General features: G+C 66.5%; 25 protein-coding genes and 1 pseudogene. 16 read left to right on the top strand and 10 right to left on the bottom strand.

Annotated features, from left to right (window positions below; genetic code table 11):
• From CF68_RS36990 to CF68_RS06790, 3 genes and pseudogenes are all read right to left on the bottom strand, one after another.
• A pseudogene (locus CF68_RS36990) lies at positions 1-167 on the bottom strand (methylcrotonoyl-CoA carboxylase); the annotation flags it as partial.
• A gap of 64 nt (positions 168-231) precedes the next feature.
• Positions 232-1,413: an isovaleryl-CoA dehydrogenase gene (locus tag CF68_RS06795; protein ID WP_035816928.1), complete on the bottom strand. Its 1,182-nt coding sequence runs from the start codon at positions 1,411-1,413 to the stop codon at positions 232-234.
• Between the two features lie 70 nt (positions 1,414-1,483).
• Positions 1,484-3,208 (bottom strand): AMP-binding protein, encoded by a 1,725-nt coding sequence (locus tag CF68_RS06790; protein ID WP_035816926.1) that lies wholly within the window; start codon positions 3,206-3,208, stop codon positions 1,484-1,486.
• A gap of 292 nt (positions 3,209-3,500) precedes the next feature.
• Between CF68_RS06790 and CF68_RS06785 the strand changes: the two genes are divergently transcribed.
• Positions 3,501-4,196, top strand: a complete 696-nt coding sequence (locus CF68_RS06785) for a TetR/AcrR family transcriptional regulator (RefSeq protein WP_013956909.1) — start codon at positions 3,501-3,503, stop codon at positions 4,194-4,196.
• Positions 4,197-4,285: 89 nt separating this feature from the next.
• Here CF68_RS06785 and CF68_RS06780 read toward each other — a convergent pair whose 3' ends face one another.
• The 5 genes from CF68_RS06780 to CF68_RS06760 all read right to left on the bottom strand — a co-directional run bounded on the left by CF68_RS06780 (position 4,286) and on the right by CF68_RS06760 (position 8,463).
• Positions 4,286-5,140 (bottom strand): 3-keto-5-aminohexanoate cleavage protein, encoded by an 855-nt coding sequence (locus tag CF68_RS06780; protein WP_035816924.1) that lies wholly within the window; start codon positions 5,138-5,140, stop codon positions 4,286-4,288.
• Positions 5,141-5,166: 26 nt separating this feature from the next.
• Positions 5,167-5,949, bottom strand: coding sequence for a 3-oxoadipate enol-lactonase (gene pcaD / locus CF68_RS06775; RefSeq protein WP_035816923.1), 783 nt, complete (start codon positions 5,947-5,949; stop codon positions 5,167-5,169).
• Between the two features lie 13 nt (positions 5,950-5,962).
• Complete coding sequence (gene catC, locus CF68_RS06770; protein WP_035816922.1) at positions 5,963-6,241, bottom strand: muconolactone Delta-isomerase; 279 nt, start codon at positions 6,239-6,241, stop codon at positions 5,963-5,965.
• 45 nt (positions 6,242-6,286) lie between these two features.
• A complete protein-coding gene (locus CF68_RS06765) occupies positions 6,287-7,432 on the bottom strand; it encodes a muconate/chloromuconate family cycloisomerase (protein ID WP_035816921.1) in 1,146 nt (381 codons plus the stop codon).
• A 113-nt stretch (positions 7,433-7,545) separates the two neighbouring features.
• Positions 7,546-8,463 (bottom strand): LysR family transcriptional regulator, encoded by a 918-nt coding sequence (locus CF68_RS06760; RefSeq protein WP_010811734.1) that lies wholly within the window; start codon positions 8,461-8,463, stop codon positions 7,546-7,548.
• 148 nt (positions 8,464-8,611) lie between these two features.
• Here CF68_RS06760 and catA point away from each other — a divergent pair, with 148 nt between their 5' ends.
• The 6 genes from catA to CF68_RS06730 all read left to right on the top strand — a co-directional run bounded on the left by catA (position 8,612) and on the right by CF68_RS06730 (position 14,222).
• Positions 8,612-9,535 (top strand): catechol 1,2-dioxygenase, encoded by a 924-nt coding sequence (gene catA, locus CF68_RS06755; RefSeq protein WP_035816919.1) that lies wholly within the window; start codon positions 8,612-8,614, stop codon positions 9,533-9,535.
• 104 nt (positions 9,536-9,639) lie between these two features.
• Entirely contained in the window at positions 9,640-11,061 is a 1,422-nt protein-coding gene (benA, locus tag CF68_RS06750) for a benzoate 1,2-dioxygenase large subunit (RefSeq protein ID WP_035816917.1), read from the top strand.
• Complete coding sequence (benB, locus tag CF68_RS06745) at positions 11,058-11,573, top strand: benzoate 1,2-dioxygenase small subunit (RefSeq protein WP_035816915.1); 516 nt, start codon at positions 11,058-11,060, stop codon at positions 11,571-11,573. Before benA ends, benB begins: the two co-directional genes overlap by 4 nt.
• Before the next feature lie 21 nt (positions 11,574-11,594).
• A complete protein-coding gene (gene benC / locus CF68_RS06740; RefSeq protein ID WP_035816914.1) occupies positions 11,595-12,614 on the top strand; it encodes a benzoate 1,2-dioxygenase electron transfer component BenC in 1,020 nt (339 codons plus the stop codon).
• Between the two features lie 17 nt (positions 12,615-12,631).
• Positions 12,632-13,417 (top strand): 1,6-dihydroxycyclohexa-2,4-diene-1-carboxylate dehydrogenase, encoded by a 786-nt coding sequence (locus CF68_RS06735; RefSeq protein WP_035816941.1) that lies wholly within the window; start codon positions 12,632-12,634, stop codon positions 13,415-13,417.
• A 109-nt stretch (positions 13,418-13,526) separates the two neighbouring features.
• Positions 13,527-14,222: an alpha/beta hydrolase gene (locus tag CF68_RS06730; protein WP_200872530.1), complete on the top strand. Its 696-nt coding sequence runs from the start codon at positions 13,527-13,529 to the stop codon at positions 14,220-14,222.
• An 87-nt stretch (positions 14,223-14,309) separates the two neighbouring features.
• Here the strand turns inward: CF68_RS06730 and CF68_RS06725 are convergent, their stop codons facing one another.
• On the bottom strand, positions 14,310-15,701 hold the full coding sequence (locus tag CF68_RS06725; protein WP_035816938.1) for a PLP-dependent aminotransferase family protein: 1,392 nt from the start codon (positions 15,699-15,701) through the stop codon (positions 14,310-14,312).
• Positions 15,702-16,116: 415 nt separating this feature from the next.
• On the opposite strand from CF68_RS06725, the gene CF68_RS06720 reads away from it, so the two are divergent.
• The 9 genes from CF68_RS06720 to scpA are packed head-to-tail and all read left to right on the top strand — an operon-like array spanning position 16,117 to position 24,806.
• On the top strand, positions 16,117-16,599 hold the full coding sequence (locus CF68_RS06720) for an MSMEG_0572/Sll0783 family nitrogen starvation response protein (protein ID WP_035816913.1): 483 nt from the start codon (positions 16,117-16,119) through the stop codon (positions 16,597-16,599).
• A 20-nt stretch (positions 16,600-16,619) separates the two neighbouring features.
• Positions 16,620-17,636 carry a Nit6803 family nitrilase gene (locus CF68_RS06715; protein WP_035816912.1) on the top strand — a complete coding sequence of 339 codons (1,017 nt, stop codon included), beginning with the start codon at positions 16,620-16,622 and terminating at the stop codon, positions 17,634-17,636.
• Positions 17,629-18,732, top strand: a complete 1,104-nt coding sequence (locus CF68_RS06710) for an MSMEG_0568 family radical SAM protein (RefSeq protein WP_369798854.1) — start codon at positions 17,629-17,631, stop codon at positions 18,730-18,732. Before CF68_RS06715 ends, CF68_RS06710 begins: the two co-directional genes overlap by 8 nt.
• Complete coding sequence (locus CF68_RS06705; RefSeq protein WP_035816910.1) at positions 18,729-19,283, top strand: MSMEG_0567/Sll0786 family nitrogen starvation N-acetyltransferase; 555 nt, start codon at positions 18,729-18,731, stop codon at positions 19,281-19,283. Before CF68_RS06710 ends, CF68_RS06705 begins: the two co-directional genes overlap by 4 nt.
• The gene (locus CF68_RS06700) at positions 19,280-20,275 is read left to right on the top strand and encodes a sll0787 family AIR synthase-like protein (RefSeq protein WP_035816909.1); all 996 of its coding nucleotides are present in this window, start codon (positions 19,280-19,282) and stop codon (positions 20,273-20,275) included. The genes CF68_RS06705 and CF68_RS06700 overlap by 4 nt, the downstream gene beginning before the upstream one ends.
• Positions 20,276-20,283: 8 nt before the next feature.
• Positions 20,284-20,571 (top strand): MSMEG_0570 family nitrogen starvation response protein, encoded by a 288-nt coding sequence (locus CF68_RS06695; RefSeq protein ID WP_035816908.1) that lies wholly within the window; start codon positions 20,284-20,286, stop codon positions 20,569-20,571.
• 35 nt (positions 20,572-20,606) lie between these two features.
• Positions 20,607-21,893 carry an MSMEG_0569 family flavin-dependent oxidoreductase gene (locus tag CF68_RS06690; protein ID WP_035816906.1) on the top strand — a complete coding sequence of 429 codons (1,287 nt, stop codon included), beginning with the start codon at positions 20,607-20,609 and terminating at the stop codon, positions 21,891-21,893.
• A 1-nt stretch (position 21,894) separates the two neighbouring features.
• Positions 21,895-22,731 carry a Pnap_2097 family protein gene (locus CF68_RS06685; RefSeq protein WP_035816904.1) on the top strand — a complete coding sequence of 279 codons (837 nt, stop codon included), beginning with the start codon at positions 21,895-21,897 and terminating at the stop codon, positions 22,729-22,731.
• Positions 22,728-24,806 (top strand): methylmalonyl-CoA mutase, encoded by a 2,079-nt coding sequence (gene scpA, locus CF68_RS06680; protein ID WP_051591432.1) that lies wholly within the window; start codon positions 22,728-22,730, stop codon positions 24,804-24,806. The genes CF68_RS06685 and scpA overlap by 4 nt, the downstream gene beginning before the upstream one ends.
• Here scpA and CF68_RS06675 read toward each other — a convergent pair.
• A complete protein-coding gene (locus CF68_RS06675; protein ID WP_035816900.1) occupies positions 24,796-25,608 on the bottom strand; it encodes a putative hydro-lyase in 813 nt (270 codons plus the stop codon). The two genes, scpA and CF68_RS06675, sit on opposite strands and share 11 nt — an antisense overlap.
• Positions 25,609-25,712 lie beyond the last annotated feature (104 nt).

Here is a 25,712-nt window from a genome sequence, read left to right as displayed (position 1 = left end):
GGCAGCAGCTTGCCGCGCGACAGGTGCTTGTCGCGCGCGTCCTTGCCGCCGCCTTCGGCGAGCTTCGCGATCCTGGCCTCCAGGTCGGCTACCAGGGCCTGCATGGCTTCGGCGTTGGCCTTGAAGGACTCGGAGCGGGCGTTCAGTTTGGTTTCGATGATTGGCATATCGTGCTTCTGGGTGTGCCGCGAGATGGTGCTGTCGGTCGGCAGATGGCGAAGGTAGGCGCGCTTACATGGTTTCCGCGAACAGCTCGCGGCCGATCAGCATGCGGCGGATTTCCGAGGTGCCGGCGCCGATCTCGTACAGCTTGGCGTCGCGCCACAGCCGGCCGGCGGGGTATTCGTTGATATAACCGTTGCCGCCCAGGATCTGCACGGTCTCGCCCGCCATCCAGGTGGCCTTCTCGGCCGTGTACAGGATCACGGCGGCGCAGTCCTTGCGCACCTGGCGCACGTGGTCGCTGCCCAGCCCGTCCAGGTTCTTGCCAACCGTGTACAGGTAGCTGCGCGCCGCCTGCAGCGTGGTGTACATGTCGGCCACCTTGCCCTGGATCAGCTGGAACTCGCCGATGCTCTGGCCGAACTGCTTGCGGTCGTGAATATAGGGTGTGACCACGTCCATGCAGGCCTGCATGATGCCCACCGGCCCGCCCGACAGCACCGCGCGCTCATAGTCCAGCCCGCTCATCAGCACCTTGGCGCCGCCGTTCTCGGCGCCGAGGATGTTCTCGACCGGCACCTCCACGTCCTGGAACACCAGCTCGCCGGTATGCGAGCCGCGCATGCCCAGCTTGTCCAGCTTCTGCGCCACCGAGAAGCCCTTCATGCCCTTCTCGACGATAAACGCGGTCATGCCGCGCGCGCCCAGGTCGGGCTCGGTCTTGGCGTAAACCACCAGCACGTCGCAGTCGGGGCCGTTGGTGATCCACATCTTGGTGCCGTTGAGTACGTAGCGGTCGCCCTTTAGTTCGGCGCGCAGCTTCATGCTGACCACGTCGGAGCCGGCATTGGGCTCGCTCATCGCCAGCGCGCCGATCCACTCGCCCGAGACGAGCTTGGGCAGGTACTTCGCCTTCTGCGCCGGCGTGCCGTTGCGATGGATCTGGTTCACGCACAGGTTGGAGTGCGCGCCGTAGGACAGGCCCACCGAGGCCGAGGCGCGGCTGATTTCTTCCATGGCGATCATGTGCGCCAGGTAGCCCATGTTGGCGCCGCCGTATTCCTCGGCCACCGTGATGCCGAGCACGCCCAGGTCGCCCATCTTCTGCCAGGCGTCCATCGGGAACTGGTCAGTGCGGTCGATCTCGGCGGCGCGCGGGGCCAGTTCGGCCTGGGCCCAGGCGCGCACGGAATCGCGCAGCATTTCGATGTCTTCGCCGAGGTCGAACTTGAGGCCGGGGAGGGTGTTCATAGCGGTGTTGTCTCTGGTGTTGTCTGTGGGATCGGGGGAATGGCTGGCGCCGTGCACCGGCGCCGGCGCGTCAGGCCGTCCTGGATTCGCTGAGTTTCAGGTCCTGCGTCATGCGCTCGCGCATCACGAATTTCTGTACCTTGCCGGTGATGGTCATGGGCATCTCGTCGACAAAGCGGATGTAGCGCGGGATCTTGTAGTGCGCGATCTGGTCGCGGCAGAAATCGCGGATCTCGTCCTCCGTGGCGCTCGCGCCTGGCTTGAGCACGATCCACGCGCAGACCTCTTCGCCGTACTTTTGGTCGGGAACGCCGAACACCTGGACCGCCTGGACCTTGGGATGGCGGAACAGGAACTCCTCGATCTCGCGCGGGTAGATGTTCTCGCCGCCGCGAATCAGCATGTCCTTCACGCGGCCAACGATATTGCAGTAGCCTTCCGCGTCGATGGTGGCGAGGTCGCCGGTGTGCATCCAGCCGTCGCGGATGGCTTCGGCGGTACGTGCCTCGTCATCCCAGTAGCCCAGCATCACCGAATAGCCGCGGGTACACAGCTCGCCGGTTTCGCCTACCGGGACCGTGGCACCTGTCGCGTCCACGATCCTGACCTCGAGGTGCGGCTGGATGCGGCCCACCGTGGTGGTGCGCTTGTCCAGCGGATCGGTGGTGCTGCTCTGGAAGGAAACCGGACTGGTCTCTGTCATGCCATAGGCGATGGTCACCTCGGACATGTGCATCTGCGACACCACGCGCTTCATGGTTTCGATCGGGCAGGGTGACCCGGCCATGATGCCGGTGCGCAGGGAAGAGAAGTCGTACTGCGAGAAATTCGGGTGATCGAGCTGGGCAATGAACATGGTCGGCACGCCATGCAGTGCCGTGCAGCGTTCTTCGCTGACCGCCTGCATGGTGGCTTCCGGCTCGAAGGCCTGGCCGGGGAACACCATTGCCGCGCCGGAGGACACGCAGGCCAGCACCGCCAGGACCATGCCGAAGCAGTGATAGAAGGGCACCGGAATGCAGAGCTTGTCCTGCTCGGAGAAACGCATCGCCATGGCAATGAAGCGTGCGTTGTTGACGATATTGCGATGGGTCAGCGTGGCGCCCTTGGGCGCACCGGTAGTGCCGCTGGTGAACTGCACGTTGATCGGGTCATGGCGGTCCAGTTGTGCCGTGATGGCATTCAGCGTCGACCGCGCCACGCCCGTGCCGCGCGCAATCACATCGGCATAGCGGAGCATCCCGGGTGTATGTTCGTCGCCCATGCGGATGATGCAGCGCAGTGCCGGCAGCCGCGCCGCCTGCAGTTCGCCCGGCGCGCAGGTGGCCAGTTCGGGGGCGAGTACCTGGAGCATCTCCAGGTACCGTGAGGTCTTGAAGGCTTCCGCCGCGACGATCGCCTTGACGCCCACCTTGTTCAGCGCGTATTCCAGCTCGGACAGGCGGTAGGCGGGGTTGATGTTCACCAGCACCAGCCCCAGCCGCGCCGTGGCGAACTGGGTGACCAGCCACTCGACCCGGTTGGGGGACCAGATGCCGACGCGGTCGCCTCTGGCCAGCCCCAACGTGTGCAGGCCTGCCGCCAGTGCGTCCACGGCATCGGAGAATTCGCGCCAGTTCCAGCGCACCCCTTGCTCGCGAAAGGCAACGGCATCCCGCTCGGGGTAGCGAGCCACCGTTTGCGCCAGCAACTCCGGCACGGTCTGTTCCGACAGCGGAATGGTGGTGTCCCCCCTCACATGCGAAAGCCCGCCAATCGGCAGGATGGTGGGAGAGGACTCGGCCTGCATCGTCATACTTGTCTCCAAAGCCCGGTTGTGGTTCGTCACGTCGGATATTTGTGAGTGTTACTCAATAAACGGCGTATCGATGGATTCTGGGGGTGGCGTCTCCGGGTTTCCCCGGATATTTGCGGCGCGGTTGCCTTATTTTTAACTATTCATCCGAGGTTCGCCTGACGCCCGTTGGTGCGATGATCGAAAAATACATGGTGCCAATCGAAATGGCAACCTAAAATTGAGTAAAGCTCAAGTCAGGGTTGAGCCGGCCCTATAATCTCGCCTTCGGGCAAGCAAGGACTCAATCAAGATGGAAGACGTCACATCGCCCCGCCGTGTGCCGGCGGGCGCCAAGGCGGAACAACGCATCCGGGACATCCTGCGCGTCAGCCGCGAGGTATTCGCCGAGCTCGGCTATGAGCGGACCACGACCACCGAGATCGCCCAGCGCCTGGGCATCTCCGAGGGCACGGTGTTCACCTACTTCCATGGCAAGCGCGAGCTATGCGCACGCGTGATCGAGGACTGGTATGACGAGATCATCGGCACCGTGGAACAAGGCATGCCGCACGGGCAGAGCACAAAGGTGCAGCTGGAATTCTATGTCAGGACACACCTGAGGTTGTTCCTGATCCAGGGGACGGGCTTGTGTGCGCTGGTGTTGTCAGAGGGACGTGCCAAAGGGCCGGGGCTGGGAGAGGTGTTTGTACCGCTGCAGCGCCGGTATACGGCGCCGTTGATGGACTTGCTGGCGCGGGCGCGGGACAACGGCGAGATCCGGGATGACCTGCCGTTGAGCCTGCTGCGCTCGGCAATCCTCGGCCCGATGGAGCACATCCTGTGGGACGCAATCGCCCGGCAGCGGCAAGTGGATATCGAGAAGACGGCCAGGGATATGGTGGCGTTGTTGTGGCCCGCCTTGCTGCCTGTAGACGTCGAGGTGGAGAAATTGCGCGCATTCTATGGAGAAGTCGGCGCGGCGTTGAGAAGGGCGGGCAACGGTTGACGGGAAACCCGCGTGTCGAGCCACGCGGCGGGGTTGCTGGTCTGCCAGCAAGGCGCAGCGGCCCTGCACGTCTTCGAATAGGCCTTAATCTAGCAGGGCGAACGCCCGTCGATTTCCTTTGATGGCAGCCCCAGCAGCGCGCGCGCCTGGGCCACTGTCGCCACGGGGCGCCCATATTCCTCGCACAAGGCCGCTACCTGGCTGACCAGCGCGGCGTTGGAGGGCGCCAGTGTCTGCTTGTCAAGCCGCACATTGTCTTCCAGGCCGGTGCGGCAATGGCCGCCCAGCTCGAGCGACCAGCGCGCCATCGTCAACTGGTCCCGGCCGATGCCAGCGCCGGTCCAGGTCGCATCGGGTGCCAGGCGCCGCAGGGTGTGCACGTAGAAGGCAAGCACCTCGCGATCGACCGGCATCGCATTCTTGATCCCCATCACGAACTGGATATGCAGCGCGCCGTCGATCTTGCCGGCCTGTTGCATGGCCACTGCCTGGAAGATCATCGACAGGTCGAAGGCCTCTATCTCGGGCTTGATGGCGTAGGCCTTCATTTCCGCGGCGAGCCAGTCCACCAGGTCTGGCGGATTGTCATAGACGCGAGTGGGGAAATTGACCGAGCCGGTGGCAAGCAACGCCATGTCCGGGCGCAGCGACAGCATCCCCCCTCGCTCCCTTCCCGCGCCGGAGCGGCCGCCGGTGGAGACCTGCGTGATGATGCCCGGCGCATGCTTGCGGATGCCCTCCAGCACGCGGGCAAAGCGGTCCGGCTCGGAGGAGGGCGTCTCGTCGTCATTGCGCACGTGCAGGTGGACGAGCGTGGCGCCCGCCTCGAAGGCGGCCTGAGTGGATTCGACCTGCTCGCTGACCGTGATCGGCACGGCAGGGTTGTCACGCTTGCGCGGCAGCGAGCCGGTGATGGCGACGGAGATAATGCAGGGCTGGGTCATGTCGGCTCCGGTAAGGATGTATGGCATCACGCCTGTGACAGGAAGCGGATCACCGCGTGCGAAAACGCCTCGGGCAACTCCCAGTTGGACAAATGCGCGGCATTGAGCGCGAGGTATTCGGCGTCGGCAATGCCTTGCGCCAGCTTGCGGCCCTGTTCCGGCGTGGTGGCGGCATCCTGCACGCCCGCGATCACCAGCACGCGCGAGCGGATGCCTGGCAGCAGGCCGCGCAGGTCGGCATCGCGCACGGCGGCGCAGTTGGCGATATAGCCGTCGGGGTCCGTGGTTGCGAGCATGTCGAGGACGGGTGCCATACGCGCCGGATCGCCTGCCAGCGCGGCCGGCGTAAACCAGCGGGCCAGCACGCCCCCGGCAATCTCCGCCATGCCCTCGTTCCGGACGCGCTCGATGCGCGTGTTCCAGCCGGACGCCGGGCCAATCAGCGCCGCGGTATTCGCCAGCACGAAGCGGCCGAAGCGCGCGGGATGATGGCGTGCCAGCCAGATGCCGGTCATTCCGCCCATCGACAGGCCGCAGAAGTGGGCGTGCTCGACACCGGCATGGTCCATCACCGCCAGCACGTCGGCGCCCAGCTCGGCCATGCCGAACGGCGCTGCCGGCACGCCTGAAGCGCCATGGCCGCGCGTGTCGTAGCGCAGCACGCGGAAGCGCTCCAGCAGCGCCGGCATCTGCGGATCCCACATCGACAGGGTGGTGCCCAGCGAGTTGGACAGGACCAGCACCGGCGCGCCGGCCGGACCGTGGAGTTCATAGTGAAGGCGAAGCCCGTCGCGGGTGGCAAAGCGCATGACGTGGGCTCCCTTAGCGGATCGATGAAGGATGCGGCGCCAGCGGGGTGACGGCGATCTTCATGTACGTGAACAGCGGCAACCCCGACAGCAGTGTGTGCAGCGCCTCGTTGGACTCGACGTCGAACACGCTGTAATTGGCATACTCGCCGACCACGCGGTAGAGCTGCTGCCACTTGCCCTGGCGCTGCAGGTCCTGCGCATAGGTTTTCTCGCGCGCCTTGATGTCCTCCGCCTGCGCGGCGGGCATGTCGTGCGGCAGGTTTACGTCCATTCGTACCAGATACAGCATTGGTGTCTCCTCGCCTCGATTCTGATGGGGTCTGATTGCAGGGATTCAGGCGCGGTCGCGCCGGTAGTGGGCGAGCTTGTCCTCGTCCAGGGCCATGCCGAGGCCGGGGCCTTGCGGCAGGTGCAACGCGAAGTCGCGGTAGACGGGGCGCTCGGCCACGATGTCATCTTTCAGCAGCAGCGGGCCGAACAGTTCGGTGCCCCACGCCAGTTGCGGCAGGGTCGCAAAGCCGTGGGCGGCGGCAATGGTGCCGATGCTGCCTTCGAGCATGGTGCCGCCATACAGCGCGATGCCGGCCGCATCGCCCACCGCGGCCGTGCGCAGCATGCCGAAGATGCCGCCCGACTTGGCGATCTTCAGGGCGAACACGTCGGCGCCGCCGATGCGGGCAAGTTCCATCGCGTCCTCGGGCCCGCACACGGCTTCGTCGGCCATGATGGGCACGACGAAGCGCGCCGCCAGACGCGCCAGCGCGGCGCGTTGCTCGCGTGGCGTGGGCTGCTCGATCAGGTCGATGCCGGCGGCCTCCAGCATGGCAATGCCGGTGGCGGCATCCGCTTCGTTCCAGGCCTGGTTGACGTCCACCGTGACGCGCGCCCGCTCGCCCAGCGCGCGCTTGATCGCGGAAACGTGTGCTACGTCCTCGCGCACGCTGCGCCGGCCGATCTTGAGCTTGAAGGTGTCGTGGCGGCGCTCGGCAAGCAGGCGCTCCGCCTCGTCGATGTCCCGCGCGGTGTCGCCGCTGGCGAGCGTCCACAGCACCGGCAGGGTGTCGCGCACGGCGCCGCCCAGCAGTGTCGCCATCGGCACGCCGAGACGCTTGCCCTGCGCGTCCAGCAGCGCGGTCTCGAGCGCCGACTTGGCGAAGCGGTTACCGCGTGCGATCTTGCCGAGGCGCGCCATGGCGCCATGCACGTTGGCCGCATCCTGGCCCAGCAGCGCCGGTGCAAGGTAGCTGTCGATGGTCAGCTTGATGCCCTCGGGGCTCTCGTCGCCGTAGGAAAGACCACCGATGGTGGTCGCCTCGCCGAGGCCTTCGATGCCGTCGGCACAGCGCAGGCGGACGATCACCAGCGTCTGCCGCTGCATGGTCGCCATGGCGAGCTGGTGCGGCCGGATGGTCGGAAGATCGACCAGGATGGCCTCGATGGACTCGATGGCCGTGATGCTTTGCTGCGTCGCCACTTTCATACCTTCCTGATGCAGTTGAATGTTGCACCGGAGTATGGAAGGCTATTTTTAGGGTGTCCAAGACCGTTGGCGTCTGATTCCATACCTCCAGAGTATGAACCGCCCGTTGCGCCTTATTCCTTCGGCGGCGGCAGGTAGGCCATGCCCTCATCCTCGTAGAGCTGGTAGATCATGTCCCGCAGCGAGCGCAGGTCGGCCGACTCGTCCAGCATGCGCGTGCTCATGATAATGGGCGACACCAGCTTGGGATCGTCCAGTTCCTTGTAGGTCACGTCGCCCCGCTTGAGCCCGTAGACGCTGCTCGGGACCACCGAGATGCCTTCGCCCATCGCCACCAGCCCGAGCGCGATCTGCAGCTCGCGCACCTCGTGCAGGCGGCGCGGCTTCAGGGCGCGGTCGTGGAAGGCGGCCAGCACCTGGTCGGCAAAGCTCGGGCGCGGCGCCTTGGGGAAGATGATGAGCGGCTCGCCGACCAGGTCGTGCAGCGCGAGCTCGGGCTTGGCGTCAGCCAGCGGATGGCCGACCGGCAGCGCCACGATCATGCGCTCCTCACGCAGCACCACGCGCCGCACCGACGGGTCTTCGTGGCGAATGCGCCCGAAGCCCACATCGATGCGCCCCTCCTTGAGCGCCTTGATCTGGTCCATGGTCGACATCTCGTGCAGGCTCAGTTCGAGATCGGCGTGCATCTGCCGGAAGCGCCGGATGATCCGCGGCAGCATCCCGTACAGCGTGGAGCCGACAAAGCCGACCGACATCTTGTGCTCGATCTTGCCGACCCGCTTGGTCATCGCCTGCAGTTCCGCGGTCTGGGCCAGCAGTTGCAGCGCGTGGGTATAGAAGAAGCGCCCGGTGTCGGTCAGTTTCAGCGGGCGCGAGTGGCGCTCGAACAGTTGCACACCCAGGTCGTCCTCCAGTTGCTGGATCTGGCGCGACAGCGGCGGCTGTGCGATATGCAGCCGCTCGGCCGCCCGGGTGAAGTTGCGTTCCTCTGCCACGGCCACGAAGTAACGCAGGTGCCGCAATTCCAAGACTATACCTCCTGAGTATCGAGCGGATACTAAATCAGTGTTGGACTGCCAAAACTGCCGTTGACTATGCTCCATCCGTGCCCGGAAGACAAGCTCGATACCTGCAAAGCATGAACCGGGACCCAACCACAACTATGGAGACCCCATCATGACTCACTCGGAAATCGACGCCCTGGTCCACAGCTTTATCGTCGCCACCGGCACGCAAGGCACCCCCGACCCGCGCGTGCAGCAGGTGGTAGTCCGCCTGACCGCGGACCTGTTCAAGGCGATCGAGGACCTCGACCTGAGCGCCAGCGAAGTCTGGAAGGGCATCGAGTACTTCGCCGAGGCGGGCGCCACCCAGGAGTTGGGCCTGCTCGCCGCCGGCCTGGGGCTGGAACGCTTCCTCGACGTCCGCGCCGACGAGGCCGAAGCCCGCGCCGGCCTGACCGGCGGCACCCCGCGCACCATCGAAGGCCCGCTCTACGTGGCCGGCGCCCCGGAAAGCATCGGCTTTGCCCGGCTCGACGACGGTAGCGACGATGGCAAGGGTGAGGTCCTGTTCATGCAAGGCACGGTGTACGGCGCCGACGGCAAGCCGCTGCCCGGCGCCAGGGTCGAGGTGTGGCACGCCAACCTGATGGGCAACTACTCGTTCTTCGACAAGACCCAGTCGCACTTCAACCTGCGCCGCACCATCGTCACCGACGCCAATGGCCGCTACCAGTTCCGCAGCAACGTGCCCAACGGCTATGGCTGCCCGCCGCAAGGCACCACCCAGCGCCTGCTGGACCAGCTCGCGCGCCACGGCCGGCGCCCGGCCCACATCCACTTCTTCGTGTCGGCGGACGGCCATCGCAAGCTGACCACGCAGATCAACATCGACGGCGACGAATACCTGTGGGATGACTTCGCCTTCGCCAGCCGCGAGGGGCTGGTGCCGGCGGTGACCCGCGTCACCGAAGCCGTCGCGCTCGACAAGCACGGCGTGGACAAGCCGTTCGCCTCGATCGACTTCGACTTCCGGTTGCTGCCGGAGCAGGCCGGCGCCCCCGCCGCCGAGGTGGAGCGCCAGCGCGCCGCCGCCTGATTTTCCGTAGTGCCGCCCGCCGCGCGGGCCGGCAGATCCAGTCCGGGCGGCAGCGCCATGCGCAGCGCCGTCCAGCAGACAAGACATCGGCAGGAGACAACTCCATGATCCCCATCTATCCGGAGGGCAAGGCCCCCGTTCGCCCCAGCGCCGGGCGCCTCGACCTCGATGCCTTCCTGGTGGAAGACAAGGCAAGCGGCGACTACCGGCTGCACCGCCAGGCCTTTACCGACGAAGACCTGTTTGAACTCGAGATGAAGCATATCTTCGAGGGCAACTGGATCTACCTGGCGCACGAAAGTCAGATCCCGAACAACAACGACTACTACACCACCCATATCGGCCGCCAGCCGGTGGTAATCGCGCGCAATCGCCAGGGCGAACTGAACGCCTTCATCAACGCCTGCAGCCACCGCGGCGCCATGCTGTGCCGCCACAAGCGCGGCAACAAGGCCACCTATACCTGCCCGTTCCACGGCTGGACCTTCAACAACAGCGGAAAGCTGCTGAAGGTGAAGGATCCGGAGAACGCCGGCTACCCTGACTGTTTCAACAAGGAAGGCTCGCACGACCTGAAGAAGGTGGCGCGCTTCGAGAACTACCGCGGCTTCCTGTTCGGCAGCCTGAACGCTGACGTGCCGCCGCTGAAGGACTTCCTCGGCGAAGCGGCCCGCATCATCGACATGATCGTCGACCAGTCGGCCGACGGGCTTGAGGTGCTGCGCGGCTCGTCCACCTACACCTTTGAGGGCAACTGGAAGCTGCAGGCCGAGAACGGCGCCGATGGCTACCACGTGTCGGCGGTGCACTGGAACTACGCCGCGACCACCAGCCAGCGCAAGCAGAAGAACGCGCAGGCAGACAAGATCCGCGCCATGGACGCCGGCAAGTGGGGGCAGCAGGGCGGCGGCTTCTACGCCTTCGAGCATGGCCACATGCTGCTGTGGACGCGCTGGGCCAACCCGGAGGACCGCCCCAACTTCAGCCGCCGCGAGGAATTCGCCGAGCGCTGCGGCGCGGAGACCGCGGACTGGATGATCCAGAACTCTCGCAACCTGTGTCTCTATCCCAACGTCTACCTGATGGACCAGTTCGGCTCGCAGATCCGCCTGTTGCGTCCGCTGGCCGTCGACAAGACCGAGGTCACCATCTACTGCATCGCGCCGAAGGGCGAATCCGACGAGGCGCGCGCGCGCCGCATCCGCCAGTACGAGGACTTCTTCAACGTCAGCGGCATGGCCACCCCCGACGACCTCGAGGAGTTTCGCGCCTGCCAGCAGGGCTACGCCGGGCAGGCACTGGCCTGGAACGACATGTGCCGCGGCGCGAAGCACTGGATCGACGGTGCCGACGAGGCCGCGCAGCGCATCGGACTCAAGCCCGTGATGAGCGGCGTGCGCACCGAAGACGAGGGCCTCTACACCGTGCAGCACCGCTACTGGCTGGACGTGATGAAGAAGGCCGTGGCAGAGCAATCCGCCGAAGCTGCGAATGAAGCCACCGCCGCCGCAGGGAGCGCAGCATGAGCACCGCCGACATCACCCTCGACAAACCGGTCGACGTGGCCGCCATCCAGTCCTTCCTGTACCGCGAGGCACGGCTGCTGGATGACGAAGAGTGGGACGCATGGCTTGCGTGCTACCACCCCGACGCAAAGTTCTGGATGCCCTGCTGGGATGACGACGGCAAGCTGATCACCGACCCGCAGCGCGAGATCTCGCTGATCTATTACCCGACCCGGCAGGGCCTGGAGGATCGCGTGTTCCGGATCAAGACCGAGCGCTCCAGCGCCACCATTCCGGACACGCGCACCAGCCACAACCTGAGCAACGTGGAAGTGCTCGGGGTGGCGGGCGACACCTGCACCGTGCGCTTCAACTGGCACACGCTGAGCCATCGCTACCAGACCACCTACAGCTACTTCGGCATGTCGCGCTACACGCTCGACCTCTCCGGCGCGCAGCCACGCATCCTGGACAAGTACGTCGTGCTCAAGAACGACTACATCAACCAGGTCATCGACATCTATCACATCTGATCCAGGCTGGAGGAACGCGCCATGGAACACACCATCGCCCTGCAATTCGAGGACGGCGTCACCCGCTTCATTACCTGCGGCGAGAACGAGACCCTGTCCGATGCCGCCTACCGGCAGCAGATCAATATCCCGCTGGACTGCCGCGACGGCGCCTGTGGCACCTGCCGCGGGCTGTGCGAGTCGGGCAGCTATGACCTGCCGGCGTCAAGCTATATCGAGGATGCACTGACCGCGGAGGAAGCTGCCGAAGGCTACGTGCTGGCCTGCCAGACCCGTCCGCGTTCGGACTGCGTGATTCGCGTGCCCGCCTCTTCGGCCGCGTGCAAGACCGGCGTCACCACTTACCAGGGGACGCTGGCCGAGCTGGAACAGCTCTCCGATTCGACCATTGGCTTTGCCATCGACCTGGACGAGGCCGCCGGCCTGGACTTCCTGCCCGGCCAGTATGTCAATGTCGAGATCCCGGGCACCGGCCAGATGCGCTCATACTCCTTCAGCTCCGCGCCCGGCAGCGCGCGCACCGGCTTCGTGGTGCGCAACGTGCCGGAAGGCCGGATGAGCACGTGGCTGACCAGCCAGGCCAGATCAGGCGAGCGCGTAGCGTTTTCGGGCCCCTACGGCAGCTTCTACCTGCGCGAGGTGGCGCGGCCGGTGCTGTTCCTGGCCGGCGGCACCGGCATCGCCCCCTTCCTGTCGATGCTCGATGTGCTGGCCGCCAGCGGCTGTGCGCAGCCGGTGCGCATGGTCTACGGGGTCACCAACGACATCGACCTGGTGGCGCTGTCGCGGATCGATGCGGCCCAGGGTGCCTTGCCCGGCTTCGAATACCGTACCTGCGTCGCCGACGCTGCCAGCAACCACCCCCGCAAGGGCTATGTCACAGCCCATGTGGAGCCGGAATGGCTCAACGGCGGCGATGTCGACATCTACCTGTGTGGCCCCGTGGCGATGGTGGAGGCCGTGCGCGGCTGGCTGCAGCAGAGCGGCATCACGCCCGCCGGCTTCTACTATGAGAAGTTCTCGGCCAGCAACGCGGCATGAGCGAGGAGCACGACAACATGAGAACTGCTACACGCTTTGCCGGCAAAGCCATGATCGTGACCGGGGCCGCGCAAGGCATCGGCCGCGGCGTCGCACTGGCCGCCGCCGCCGAGGGCGCCTCGGTGGCGCTGGTCGACCGCTCGGCACTGGTCGATGAAGTCGCGGCGCAGATCGTTGCAGCAGGCGGGCAGGCCATCGCAGTGCACGCCGACCTGGAGCGCTATGCCGGCGCCACACAAATGGCGCAGGCGGCCGAAGCAGCCTTCGGCCCCATCGACATCCTCGTCAACAACGTGGGCGGCACAATCTGGGCCAAGCCCTTCCAGGCCTATGAGGAGGACCAGATCGAAGCCGAGATCCGGCGCTCGCTGTTCCCCACGCTGTGGTGCTGCCGGGCGGTGCTGCCCGGCATGGTCGCGCGCCGGCAAGGCGTCATCGTCAACGTGTCGTCGATTGCCACGCGCAGCATCCACCGCGTGCCCTACGCGGCGGCCAAGGGCGGCGTCAACGCACTGACGGCCAGCCTCGCCTTCGAGCATGCGCACGAAGGCGTGCGCGTCAACGCCGTGGCGACCGGCGGCACCGAGGCACCGCCGCGCAGGATTCCGCGCAACATGGCAGCGCAGAGCGAACAGGAGGCCATCTGGTACCAGGCCATCGTCGACCAGACCAGGGCCTCGAGCCTGATGCACCGCTATGGCACGATCGACGAGCAGGTCCATGCCATCCTGTTTCTCGCATCGGACGAGGCATCGTACATTACCGGCACGGTCTTGCCAGTTGGCGGCGGGGATCAGGGCTGATGAGCCAGCTTCTGGGTGGAATCGATTGGAGCGCAGTCCAACCGCCGAGGGGCTGCAGCGTGTTGCATTGTTCGGCTTACAGCTTTCATTGGCAGATAGGAGTCAGATCATGAACAAGCCCTCGATCATTCTGGTGCACGGTTTCTGGGGAGGTGCCGCGCATTGGGGAAAAGTCATCGTTGAACTGGCGCGAAAGGGGTATACGAACGTCCACGCCGTTGAAATGCCGCTGACATCGCTTGCTGACGATGTCGAGCGTACCCGCAAGATGATTGCCCAGCAGAATGGGCCGGTCCTCCTGGTGGGGCATTCGTACGGTGGTGCGGTGATTACCCAGGCGGGTGACCAGCCCAATGTGGTGGGGCTTGTGTATATCGCGGCGTTTGCGCCAGATGCGGGGGAGAGCCCCGGTGGCATTACGCAGCAGCATCTTCCGGTTGCGGCTCCCAATCTCGAACCCGACAGCGACGGCTACTTGTGGCTCAAGTCCGATAAGTTCCATGAGAGCTTCTGCCAGGATCTTTCGCCCGACGACGCGCTGGTGATGGCGGTGACGCAGAAGGCGCCGCTTGCAAGCACCTTCGGCGACGTCATCACGACGCCGGCCTGGAAAAAGAAGCCGTCCTGGTACCAGATTTCCAGCGAAGACAGAATGATCGCCCCCGAAAACCAGCTGAAGATGTCGGCCCGGCTCAATCCCCGGAAGGTCATTACTCTGGCGGCAAGCCATGCTTCGCTGGCTTCGAAGCCAGCCGAGGTTGCGTCGTTGATCGACGAAGCCGCGACCGACTCGTTCAAGGGATAGCGCCCTGAACGCCGGCGCCCGCCGGGCCAGGCTGCGCAGTGCGCCAAACGGCGGAAAGCTGCGCGGGAATCAAGGGGAGCCCCCCGGCTACAGCATCGCCGAATGCAAGTGATGCGGATTGTCGAGCGTTTCCGCGATGATCCGCAGCGACTCCTCGATCTCATCGCGCTCGCCCGGGCCACCCAGGCAGACACGAATCGCATCGGGCGGGTTGCCGTCGGTCGAGAAGGCGGCGGCCGATACCGCGCCGATGCCGCGCGAGCGCAGGTGCAATGCCAGTTCCGACGGGCTCCACGCTGAAGCCGCCGGGATCGGCAGCCACAGGTGAAAGCCCTCCGGGTCCGCGTCATAGGCCAGGCCCTCGAGCACATGGCGCGCAATCAACTGCCGCGCCGCGCTTTCGGCGCGGATGGCCTTGAGCATGTCGTCCACCGTTCCGTCCTTGATCCAGGATGTAGCGAGCAATGTGTTGATGGGGCTCGCCATCACCGTCGTTGCCCGCAGGGTGCCAGCCAGGCGCTGCGCCTGCCGGGCGGTGGGGGCGTGCAGGAACGCGATCCGCAGCCCGGCGCCCAGGCATTTGGACAAGCCGGTGACGTAATACGTGAGTTCCGGGGCGAGCGCGGCAAACGTCTGCGGTGCCCGCAGCGGCAGCATGCCGTAGGCATCGTCCTCGATGATCGGCACGCTGTAGCGCAGCGCGACTTCGGCGAGCTGCTCGCGGCGTGCCTGCGGCATGGTGCGCGTGCTCGGGTTCTGGATGGTCGGGTTGCAATAGAGCGCCGCTGGCTTCTGTGCCTTGCACATGGCTTCGAAGGCGTGGGCGAACGGGCCATCCTCGTCACCGGGCAGCGCCTGTAGCTGGATACTGAGCTGCGCGGCGATGGCCTTGATGCCGGGGTAGGCCAGCGTGTCGGCACAGATGGTTTGCGCCGGGCGCGCGAGCTGCGACAGCAGTGCGACCAGCGCGCTGTGGATGCCGGGCGTGACCAGCACGGTGTCCGCGCTGCACGCCGGCACCCAGCGGCGCAGCCATTTCGCGGCGACCGAGCGATCGGCCGGGGTTCCGCCGAAGTCCTGGTAGCGCAGCAGCGTGTAGGGATCGGCAGCCTCCAGCAGTTGCGCCATGGCGGCACGAAGCCGCGCTGTCATCGCCGGCGGCTCCGGCGGCATGTTCATGGTCATCTCCGCACCCGTGCCGCCGCGCAGCGGCATCGCGGGCGCACGTCCGCGCACGTAAGTGCCACTTCCTGTCTTGGTGTCGATCAATCCCCGCTTCCTCGCTTCGCTGTAGCCGCGCGCCACGGTGGTGTAGTTCAGTTGCAGCGCTTCGGCCAGGTCGCGCAGCGGCGGCAGCCGGTCGCGCGCGCGCAGCTGGCCGTCGGCCAGCGCCTCCTCGATCAGGTCCGGAATCAGCAGATAGGCAGGCTTGGCACTGCCGGCGATACGTTTTACCCAATGGCTGGTCAGGTTGGACACCGTGGTCTCCCGCTGCGCGATGCGATGGAATTCAGTGCCCTGAGGGTAGCACCCGAATGATCGCTCACCAAGCCGCGCAAGCGATTGCATATGAACTTCTCAATGATGGTGCGATATCAGCGCTCATGCACCACGCGTGCGCACCCGGGCGGCTGGTTCCCGTTCAAAAACGTGCATTGTGGCGAAGCCGTCATGGCGTGCGCTGTGCGCCTTTGGTGGCATCCATGGCCAAAGCCGTTGCGATCATTGGGCCGATCATTTGGTCGGCTTCGGCTTGATTGGAGATTGATCGCATGACTGCGGGCATTGCGTGGCACATCGGTTGCGGATGTTGGCGTGTTCGGCCTGGCGCCGAACGGTCGATCGGCAAGGGATCGATCGGCCGCACAGCCCCATCAACGCAACGGAGAGAAGCATGCCTGCTGTCAGCAAACCGGCCCACAAGAAGGGCGATTTCCTGGTCGACTATGAAGAGAAGGTATTCGAGGACGTAAAGGCCGAAGCCGACGAGAAGGCGCTGGTGACCTTCCATACCGTCGCCTTCGAAGGCTCGATCGGCTTCGTCAACATGCTGCAGGCCACGCGCCTGCTGCGCAAGGGCTTCGAGACTTCGATCCTGCTGTACGGCCCCGGCGTCAACCTTGGCGTTCAGCGCGGCTTCCCGACGCTTGGCGACGAGGCATTCCCCGGGCATATGAACTTCAACAAGCAGCTCACCAAGTTCATGGAAGAGGGCGGCAAGGTTTACGCCTGCCGCTTCGCCCTGCAGGCCCTGTACGGCCATGGGGAGGCCTCGCTGATCGAGGGCATCCGCCCGATCAATCCGCTCGATGTGCTCGACCTCAAGCTGCTGCACCGCAAGGAGAACGCGCTGATCATCGACACCTGGACGGTCTGAGCAAAAGGGCAGGTGCCACCATGTCACAGAAACGCATTGTGCGCGCGGCCGCGGTCCAGATCGCGCCCGACCTCGAGAGCGGCGCAGGCACGCTGGCCAAGGTCTGCGAGGCGATCGACGAGGCCGCCGGGAAAGGCGTGCAGCTGATCGTCTTCCCGGAGACCTTCGTGCCGTACTACCCGTACTTCTCCTTCGTACGGCCGCCGGTGCACTCCGGCAGCGACCACATGCGGCTGTACGAGCAGGCCGTGGTGGTGCCCGGCCCGGTTACCGATGCCGTCGCCGGGCGCGCACGCCGGCACGGCATGGTCGTGGTGCTCGGCGTGAACGAGCGCGACCACGGCAGCCTGTACAACACGCAGCTTATCTTCGACACCGAGGGCAATCTCGCGGTCAAGCGCCGCAAGATCACGCCCACCTTCCACGAACGGATGATCTGGGGGCAGGGCGATGCGGCCGGCCTGAAGGTCGCGGACACCGCGATCGGACGCGTCGGCGCGCTGGCGTGCTGGGAGCACTACAACCCGCTGGCCCGCTATGCGCTGATGACCCAGCACGAGGAAATCCACTGCAGCCAGTTCCCGGGCTCGCTGGTCGGGCCGATCTTTGCCGAGCAGATCGAAGTCACCATCCGGCATCACGCGCTGGAATCCGGCTGCTTCGTCGTCAACGCCACCGGCTGGCTGACCGAAGCGCAGATCGCCTCCGTGACCACCGATCCGGTGCTGCAGAAGGCGCTGCGCGGCGGCTGCAACACCGCAATCATCTCGCCGGAGGGACAGCACCTGGCGCCGCCGCTGCGCGAGGGCGAGGGCATGGTCATTGCCGACCTCGACATGTCGCTCATCACCAAGCGCAAGCGAATGATGGATTCGGTGGGCCACTACGCGCGCCCGGAACTGCTAAGCCTGGCCATTAATGAGCGGCCGGCGGCGACGGCAGTGCCGATGGCAGGCGTCTTCTCCAACTTCCATGGGAGTATCCACGATGACATCCAGCGCGAGCGTGCCGGCTTCGAGCCGGCAATTGATGACTGAGCTGCAGTCCGTCGGGCTGCGCCTGGAAGACCCGAATGCCGGCGCAGCCAGCCGGCGCGGCGGGGCGGGTCCGTCCGATCACAAGGCGGTCACCATCGACGGCGTGACCATCATGGTGCCGGTGCATACCAGTACCGCGTGGCACTCGCCGTTCGTGGCGCAGGCGCCCGACGGAGCGGGGCGCAGCGCACTGATGCGCGGCACCATCCCGATTGCCAGCATCAGCTTTCCGAAGGCGCCGCGCTTCCATGCGCTGCAGACCCTGGAGGGTATCCCGTACTCGCATATCGCCACGCTGCATGGCGCCGATGTGCTGGCCACCACGGTGCTGCAGACTTGCATCCGCTACGAGAGCCGCAAGAAGACCTGCAAGTTCTGCTCGATCGGCCAGTCGCTGGCGGCGGGCCGCACGATCGCGCGCAAGACGCCGGAGCAACTGGCCGAGGTGGCGCGCGCCGCGGTGCTACTCGACGGCGTCAGGCATATGGTGCTGACCACCGGCACGCCGCCGACGCCGGACCGGGGCGCGGCCATTCTTTGCGAGAGCGCCTTCGCCATCAAGGCCGCGGTCGACCTGCCGATCCAGGCGCAGTGCGAGCCGCCCGACGACGACCGCTGGTTTGAGCGCATGAAGGCCGCCGGCATCGACACGCTCGGCATGCACCTCGAGGTCGTCACGCCGGCGCTGCGCGAGCGCATCATGCCGGGCAAGGCGGCGGTGCCGCCGAGCCGCTACATGGAAGCCTTCAGAGCCGCTGTCGCCGTGTTCGGCAGGGGGCAGGTCAGCACCTACATCCTCGCGGGACTCGGCGATACCGCGGAAGCCATCCTGTCGATCTCGCGCGAGCTGATCGAACTCGGGGTGTATCCGTTCGTGGTGCCTTTCGTGCCGATCTCCGGCACGCCGCTGGAGGACCACCCGGCGCCCTCGCCGGCCTTCATGCAGTCGATCCTGCAGCCGCTCGGCGCCATGCTGAGCGCCGCCGGCATGCGCTCGTCCGATATCAAGGCGGGTTGCGGCAAGTGCGGCGCGTGCTCGTCGCTGGCCACCTACGAGCGCGAGGCGGCACTGGCGACCGACGGAGCGACATCATGAAAAGCGATCTCTGCGTCGAGGTGCCGGGCATCCCGATGTTCTGCATCCGCTGGGCGGAGCACGCCTGGGAGGCGGAGCAGGCCTATCGCCTGCGCCAGGCCGTGTTCTGCGGGGAGCAGGGCATCTTCGCGGGCGACGACCGGGACGCGGTGGACGACGTGGCGCAACTGCTGGTGGCGGTGCGGTTCGAGCCGGAGTTGCCGGGCCGTCCCGGCACCGTGGTCGGCACCGTTCGCATCCATGAAAGCGAGCCGGGCGTGTGGTTCGGCTCGCGCCTGGCGGTGGATGCGGCATACCGCAGCCAGGGCAAGATCGGCGCGACGCTGATCCGCCTGGCGGTGAGCAGCGCCCACGCGATCGGCTGCCGTCGCTTCCTTGCGCACGTGCAGAGCCAGAACGTGCCCTTGTTCAGGCGCTTGCATTGGCACGTCCTGGCAGAGGAGACGCTGCTCGGGCGGCCTCACCACCTGATGCAGGCAGACCTGAACCATTACCCGCCTTGCCATACCCCGCACGCGGGCCTGATCACCGAAGGCAGGGCCGTGCGATGAACCTCGACGATCTCGTACGTACCCTGCGCAGCAGCCGCGGTTTTGCGCATAAGACCGATATCCCGGCCATGCTGTCGCCACTCGGCGCCGCGGCCACCGGACGCAACGCGGCCATGGCTGTCGATGTCGGCGACGACTGCGCGGCATGGCGGGATGGCGACGGCTACCTGCTGTTCGCCATCGAAGGACTCGTCAGCGATTTCATCCGCACCATGCCGTGGTTCGCCGGCTACAGCGCGGTCATGGTCAACATCAGCGATATCTATGCGATGGGCGGCAGGCCGACGGCCGTGGTCGATGCGCTATGGAGCCATGGCGCCGCCGACGCCGCCGAAGTGCTCAAGGGCATGGCAGCGGCGTCTGCCGCTTATGGCGTGCCGATCGTCGGCGGTCACAGCAACGCGCGCAGCGAGGAAAGCCAGCTTGCCGTGGCGATCGTTGGCCGGGCGCGCAAGCTGCTGTCGAGCTTCGCCGCGCGTCCCGGCCAGCGCCTGTTGATGGCAGTGGACCTGCGCGGCGCGTTCGCGGAGCCGTACCCGTTCTGGAACGCCTCGACGGGCGCACCGGGCGAACGACTGCGCGCGGATCTAGAACTCTTGCCGGTGCTGGCCGAAGACGGCCTTTGCGCCGCGGCCAAGGACATCAGCATGGCGGGTGCGCTCGGCACCGCGCTGATGCTGCTCGAATGCTCCGGGGTGGGCGCCAGCATCGCGCTGGAGCGCATTCCGCGGCCCGATGGCGTGCCGCTGGAGCGATGGCTGACGGCATTCCCCAGCTATGGCTTCCTGCTGGCCGTCGATGACGACGATGCGCAGGCGGTCGAACGCCGCTTCCTCGATCGCGGCATTGCCTGCGCCCAGATCGGCGCCATCGACGATTCCCGTGTCGCCACGCTCACGCACGCCGGCGAACGGGCCACGTTGTGGGACTTGCGCGAGGCAGGGTTCATCCTGCCGACGCGCCTGGCCACGCCGATCGATTCCCCAACCTGAGAACTGCCATGCCGGTTACCCATTTCCGCATCCGCTGGCCTGACCAGACCGAGATGGCCTGCTATTCCCCATCCTCCGTCGTCACGGAGCACTTTGTCGAAGGCGCGGCGTATCCGCTGGACGAGTTCGTCGAGCGGGCGCGTACCGCGCTGGGCGCCGCTTCCGAGCGGGTGCGTGCCAGGTATGGCTACGCCTGCTCCTCCGCAATGGACCAGCTCCGCATCCTGGAAATCGCCGCGCAGCGGTTCCGGGGCCAGGACGGCGCCACCGTCCGGTTTCTCGGCTTTGGCAGCTAGCCGTTCTTCAAATTCCTCGCCTTAAAGGATCCAACATGTCCCACGTCATCAACACCAATCCGGGCCTGGCCGCAGAACCCAGGCACTACGGCGTCATCATTGTCGGCGGCGGCCAGGCCGGACTATCGATGAGCTACTTCCTGAAGCAGGCCGGCATCGACCATCTGCTCATCGAGAAGCACACCGTCACGCACACCTGGCGCACGCAACGCTGGGATGCGTTCTGCCTGGTGACGCCGAACTGGCAATGCGCGCTGCCGGGCTATCCCTACCAGGGTGACGATCCGCACGGCTTCATGAAGAAGGACGAGATCACGGCCTATCTCGATGGCTTTATCCGGACCGTCGGCGCGCCGGTGCTCGAGCATACCGAGGTGCGGCAAGTGAAGGCGCGCGCGCAGGGGGGATTTTTCGTGGTGACGAGCCAGGGTGCATTCACCGCGGACCAGGTGGTGGTGGCTTCGGGCGGTTATCACACGCCGATCGTGCCGCGCATGGCCGAGCGCCTGCCGGCGTCGATCCGGCAGCTGCAATCGTCCGAATACAGGAATCCCGAGTCGCTGCCCGACGGTGCGGTGCTTGTGGTCGGCTCGGGCCAGTCGGGCGCGCAGATTGCGGAAGACCTGCACCTGGCCGGCCGCAAGGTGTATCTGGCCGTCGGCGAGGCGCCGCGCTGCGCGCGCTTCTATCGCGGGCGGGACGTCGTGGACTGGCTCGCGGACATGAAGTACTACGACCTGCCGGTCACCGAGCACCCGCTGCGCGAGGGCGTGCGCGACAACACCAATCACTATGTCACCGGCCGCGACGGCGGGCGTGATATCGACCTGCGCAGGTTTGCCACTGAGGGCATGGAGCTCTACGGCGTGCTCGACGACTACCTCGACGGCCGACTGCGTTTTGCGCCGGACCTGCGTCGCAGCCTGGACGACGCCGATGCGACCTACAACCGCATCAACGCGAGCATCGACAAGTTCATCGCGGAGCGAGGCATCGAGGCGCCGCCGCCGAGCGTCTATGCGCCCGTATGGACGCCGCCGGCCGAGCGCACGGAACTCGATCCCCAGGCAGCCGGCATTGGTTCGATCATCTGGTGCATCGGCTTCCGACCGGACTTCAGCTGGCTCGAAGTGCCGGTGTTCAACGGCCGCGGTTATCCCGGCCACGAACGCGGCGTGACCGCCCACGCTGGCCTCTACTTCCTCGGACTGCCCTGGCTGCACACCTGGGGATCGGGGCGATTCTCCGGCATCGCGCGCGACGCCGAGTACCTCGCCGGTTTGATTGCCGCGGGCGAGAGCGACACCGCGCTGGCCGCCTGACATGGAAGCCCTTGTCTCGCGCCATGTCGCCGGCATGCCCCAGTTGGCATACACCGGCCTGTCAGAGAACTGGCTGCTGAAGACCTGCGGCGACCTGCACTGGCGCCTGCTGGCCGCCGGCGTCGGCCTGGCGGAGCCGGACTTCCGGGATGCCGAGGGCAATCCGGTGTATGCGGCGTTCACCGCGATCCGCGTGCGCGATGCCGCGCCGCAAGCGGTCGGCGAGCACGCCGAGTTCAGCATCGGCTCGCGCATCGTGCCAGCGGGCGGCGTGAAGCACCTCAGCGAACATGTGGTCGACATGCAGGGGGACCGCCGCGCCAGCGTGACGATGCTGTCCACCTTCATCCGCCGCACGCGTGAGCGGGACAACCGCTCGGTCGTGCGCACCATGCCAACCGTGGCCGCGCAGTGGGCGGGCGCCGGCCCGTCGGCACAGGCGGCGGAACTGTCGCTGCTGGCACGGCGGTTTCGCTGCGGGGATTGGGGCACGCATCTCGGGCTCGATCAGGCCCGGCATCGCGTCTGTTACGCGGCCGAATACCTGCCGTGCCCCTGCAACGACTTCAATGGCGCCGACCTGCTGTACTTCGCCAGCTTCCAGGCCATGGTCGATCGCGCGGAATGGCAATGGCGCCGCGACGCGGATCCGCCCACGGTGTTCGCGCGGGACCTGTTCTTCCATGGCAACGTCAATGTCGGCGAGTCGCTGGAGCTGACCTTTTCCGCGCTGCGCGAGGACGAGGAGGGATTGACGCACTGGTGTGAGATCCGGCGCAGCCGCGACGGCGAGAAGATCGCCGATGTGGTCACGCAGAAACGCTGGAGGCAACGTTGAACGCGAAACGGGACGACCCGGCAGGCGCCCTGGAGCTGAAGCCGGTTTACGGGCCCGACGACCTGACTGGCCTTGGCCACCTGGGCGGCATGCCCGGCGAGGCCCCGTTCGTTCGCGGCCCCTATCCCACCATGTACCGCGGCAGGCCTTGGACCATCCGCCAGTACGGGGGATACGGCGACGCCGCAACGTCGAACCTCGCCTATCGTGAGGCCTTGAAGCAGGGCGCGCAGGGCTTGTCGGTAGCCTTCGACCTGCCGACCCATCGCGGCTACGATTCCGACGACCGTCAGGCGCAGGCCGATGTCGGCATGGCCGGCGTGGCCATCGACACGGTCGACGATATGCGGCGCCTGTTCGATGGCATTGCGCTCGACCGCGTGTCGGTATCGATGACCATGAGTGGTGCGGTGCTGCCAGTACTGGCAGCGTTCCTGGTCGCGGCCGAGGAATCGGGCGTCCCGTTCGAACAGCTGCGCGGCACCATCCAGAACGACATCCTCAAGGAGTTCATGGTCCGGAACACCTGGATCCATGCGCCGCAGCCGTCGCTGCGCATCGCCACCGACGTGGTCGAATGGCTGGCCGCGCATGCGCCGAAGTTCAACGGCATGTCGATCTCGGGCTATCACTTCCAGGAAGCGGGCGCCGATCCGGTGCTGGAACTGGCGCTGACACTGGCCAATGCCAGGACCTATGTCGGCCGGCTGCGCGAGCGCGGCCTTGATGTCGACGCGTTCTGCGGCGGACTGAGCTTCTTCTTCGGCGTCGGCAAGCCATTCTTCGTCGAGATCGCCAAGCTGCGCGCCGCGCGGCTGCTGTGGCACGACATCGTGTGCGAGCTGGGTGGCACCAGCGCGCGCGCCACGGCGATGCGCATGCATTGCCAGACTTCGGGCTGGACGCTCGCCGCGCAGCAGCCGCTCAACAATATCGCGCGCACCACGGTCGAGGCGATGGCCGCGATCTTTGGCGGTACGCAGTCGCTGCATACCAACGGCTTTGACGAGGCATTGGCATTGCCGGGCGCGCAGGCCTCGCGGCTGGCCCGCGATACGCAGCTGATCCTGCAGCATGAGTTTGGCCTGTGCGAGGTGGCGGACCCGTGGGCGGGCTCCTACCTGATCGAGTCGCTGACCGGCCGCATGGTGACGGAGGCTCGTGTGGTGCTGGCGCAGATCGACGCCGAGGGCGGCATCCTGGCGGCCCTTGAATCCGGCTGGGTGCAGCGGCGCATCCACCAGGCCGCGCTGCGGACGCAGGCTCGGCTCGATGCGCAGGAAGAGGTCGTGGTGGGTGTCAACCGCTACCAGGAGCCCGACGACAATGGCCAGGAATGCCTGGAGATCGACGGTACCCAGGTGCGCGTGCAACAGGCACGCCGCCTGGACGCGCTGCGCAGCCGCCGCGATGACGCCGCGGCCAGGCATGCGCTGGCGGCGCTGACCGAGGCCGCCAGGCACGGCGGCCCCAACCTGCTGGCCTGTGCGATAGACGCCATGCGTTGCCGCGCCACGGTCGGGGAATGTACCCGGGCGCTGCTCCAGGTGTGGCCGCGCCATACGGTCCGGGCGTCCTACGACGCTGCGCTGTACGGCACGGCCCGCGCCGGCAACACGGAATGGCTGGCCGCCTGCGAGTGCGTCAGTGCGCTGCGCGAGCGGCTCGGCCGCGCGCCCCGGATCCTCGTGGCCAAGCTCGGCCAGGACGGCCACGACCGCGGTGCGAAAGCGGTGGCGGCCGGGCTTGCGGATGCCGGGTTCGTGGTCGAACTGACGCCGCTGTTCCAGTCCGCCGAGGCGGTTGCATCTGCCGCCTGCGATGGCGACTTCGATGCCATCGGCATCTCCACGCTTGGCGGCGCGCACCTGGAGTTGCTGCCGGCGCTGCTACACGCCTTGCGGCAGCGCGCGCTCGATGTGCCGGTCTTCGTCGGCGGCATTGTTCCGGCAGACCACAGGCGCTTGCTGCGCCAGTGCGGCGTGCAGGAGATTCTCGGACCGGGCACGCCGATGGAGATCATCGTGAGCACCATCGTGGCTGCGCTCACGTTGTCGAGGATGCCTACGGCGTAAGCGTGACGTCCTCGATCGCCACGTCGCCCACCAGCATGTAGCCGGGCGCATGCGTGATGCACAGCGGCAGCCGCGCCTGCACGGCCGCGGCCTGAGGCGTCACGCCGCAGCCCCAGAATACCGGGATCTCGCCTGGCAGGATGGCGGTGGGCTCGCCTTCGTCGGGACGGTTGACGTCTGCAATGCCGATCGCTGACGGATCGCCGGCGTGCACCGGTTTGCCATGCGCTGCCGGCAGCGCGGCGCAGATCTCGCTGGCGCGCGCGGCCTGTGCCGGCGTATAGGGGCGCATCGACACCACCATCGGTCCGCGGAATGGCCCCACCGGCGTGGTTTCGATGCTGGTGCGGTACATCGGCACCACCTTGCCTTCATCGACATGCCGCACCGCCAGCCCGGCGCGCTGGAGCGCATCTTCGAAGGACAGCGAGCAGCCCAGCACGAAGCCGACAAAGTCGTCGCGCCACAATGCGCCAATGTCGCCGCACTCTCCGGCCAGCTTGCCATCGCGCCAGACCCGGTAGCGCGGCAGGTCGGTGCGCAGGTCGATATCCTCGCCCAGCGCCGGCACCAGCGGCGAGCCTGGCTCGGTCATGCCGATCAGCGGGCAGGGCACGGGATTGGCACGGCAGTAGCCGAGGAAATCTTCGGCCCATTGGCGTGGCAGGATCATGAGGTTGCCCTGCACGCGGCCGGGCGCCATGCCGGCAGTGTGGCCACGCCAGGCACCGCTGCGGATGGCGGCGCGCGCGGTGGCGGGGCTGGCTGCCCAGCCGGGCAGCGCAACAGTAGTGTCATGCATGTCGGGTCGCTCCAGGCCGGTGTTGCATTACCGCAGCGCCTCGCGCGCGGTTTCCCTGACGCGCAGTAGCCCAAGCAATGCGATGGCCGAGCCGCCCATCAGCA

Source organism: Cupriavidus sp. SK-4 (assembly GCF_000611125.1).
Classification (GTDB): Bacteria; Pseudomonadota; Gammaproteobacteria; order Burkholderiales; family Burkholderiaceae; genus Cupriavidus; species Cupriavidus necator.
This window is presented reverse-complemented; position numbering and strand designations above follow the sequence as displayed.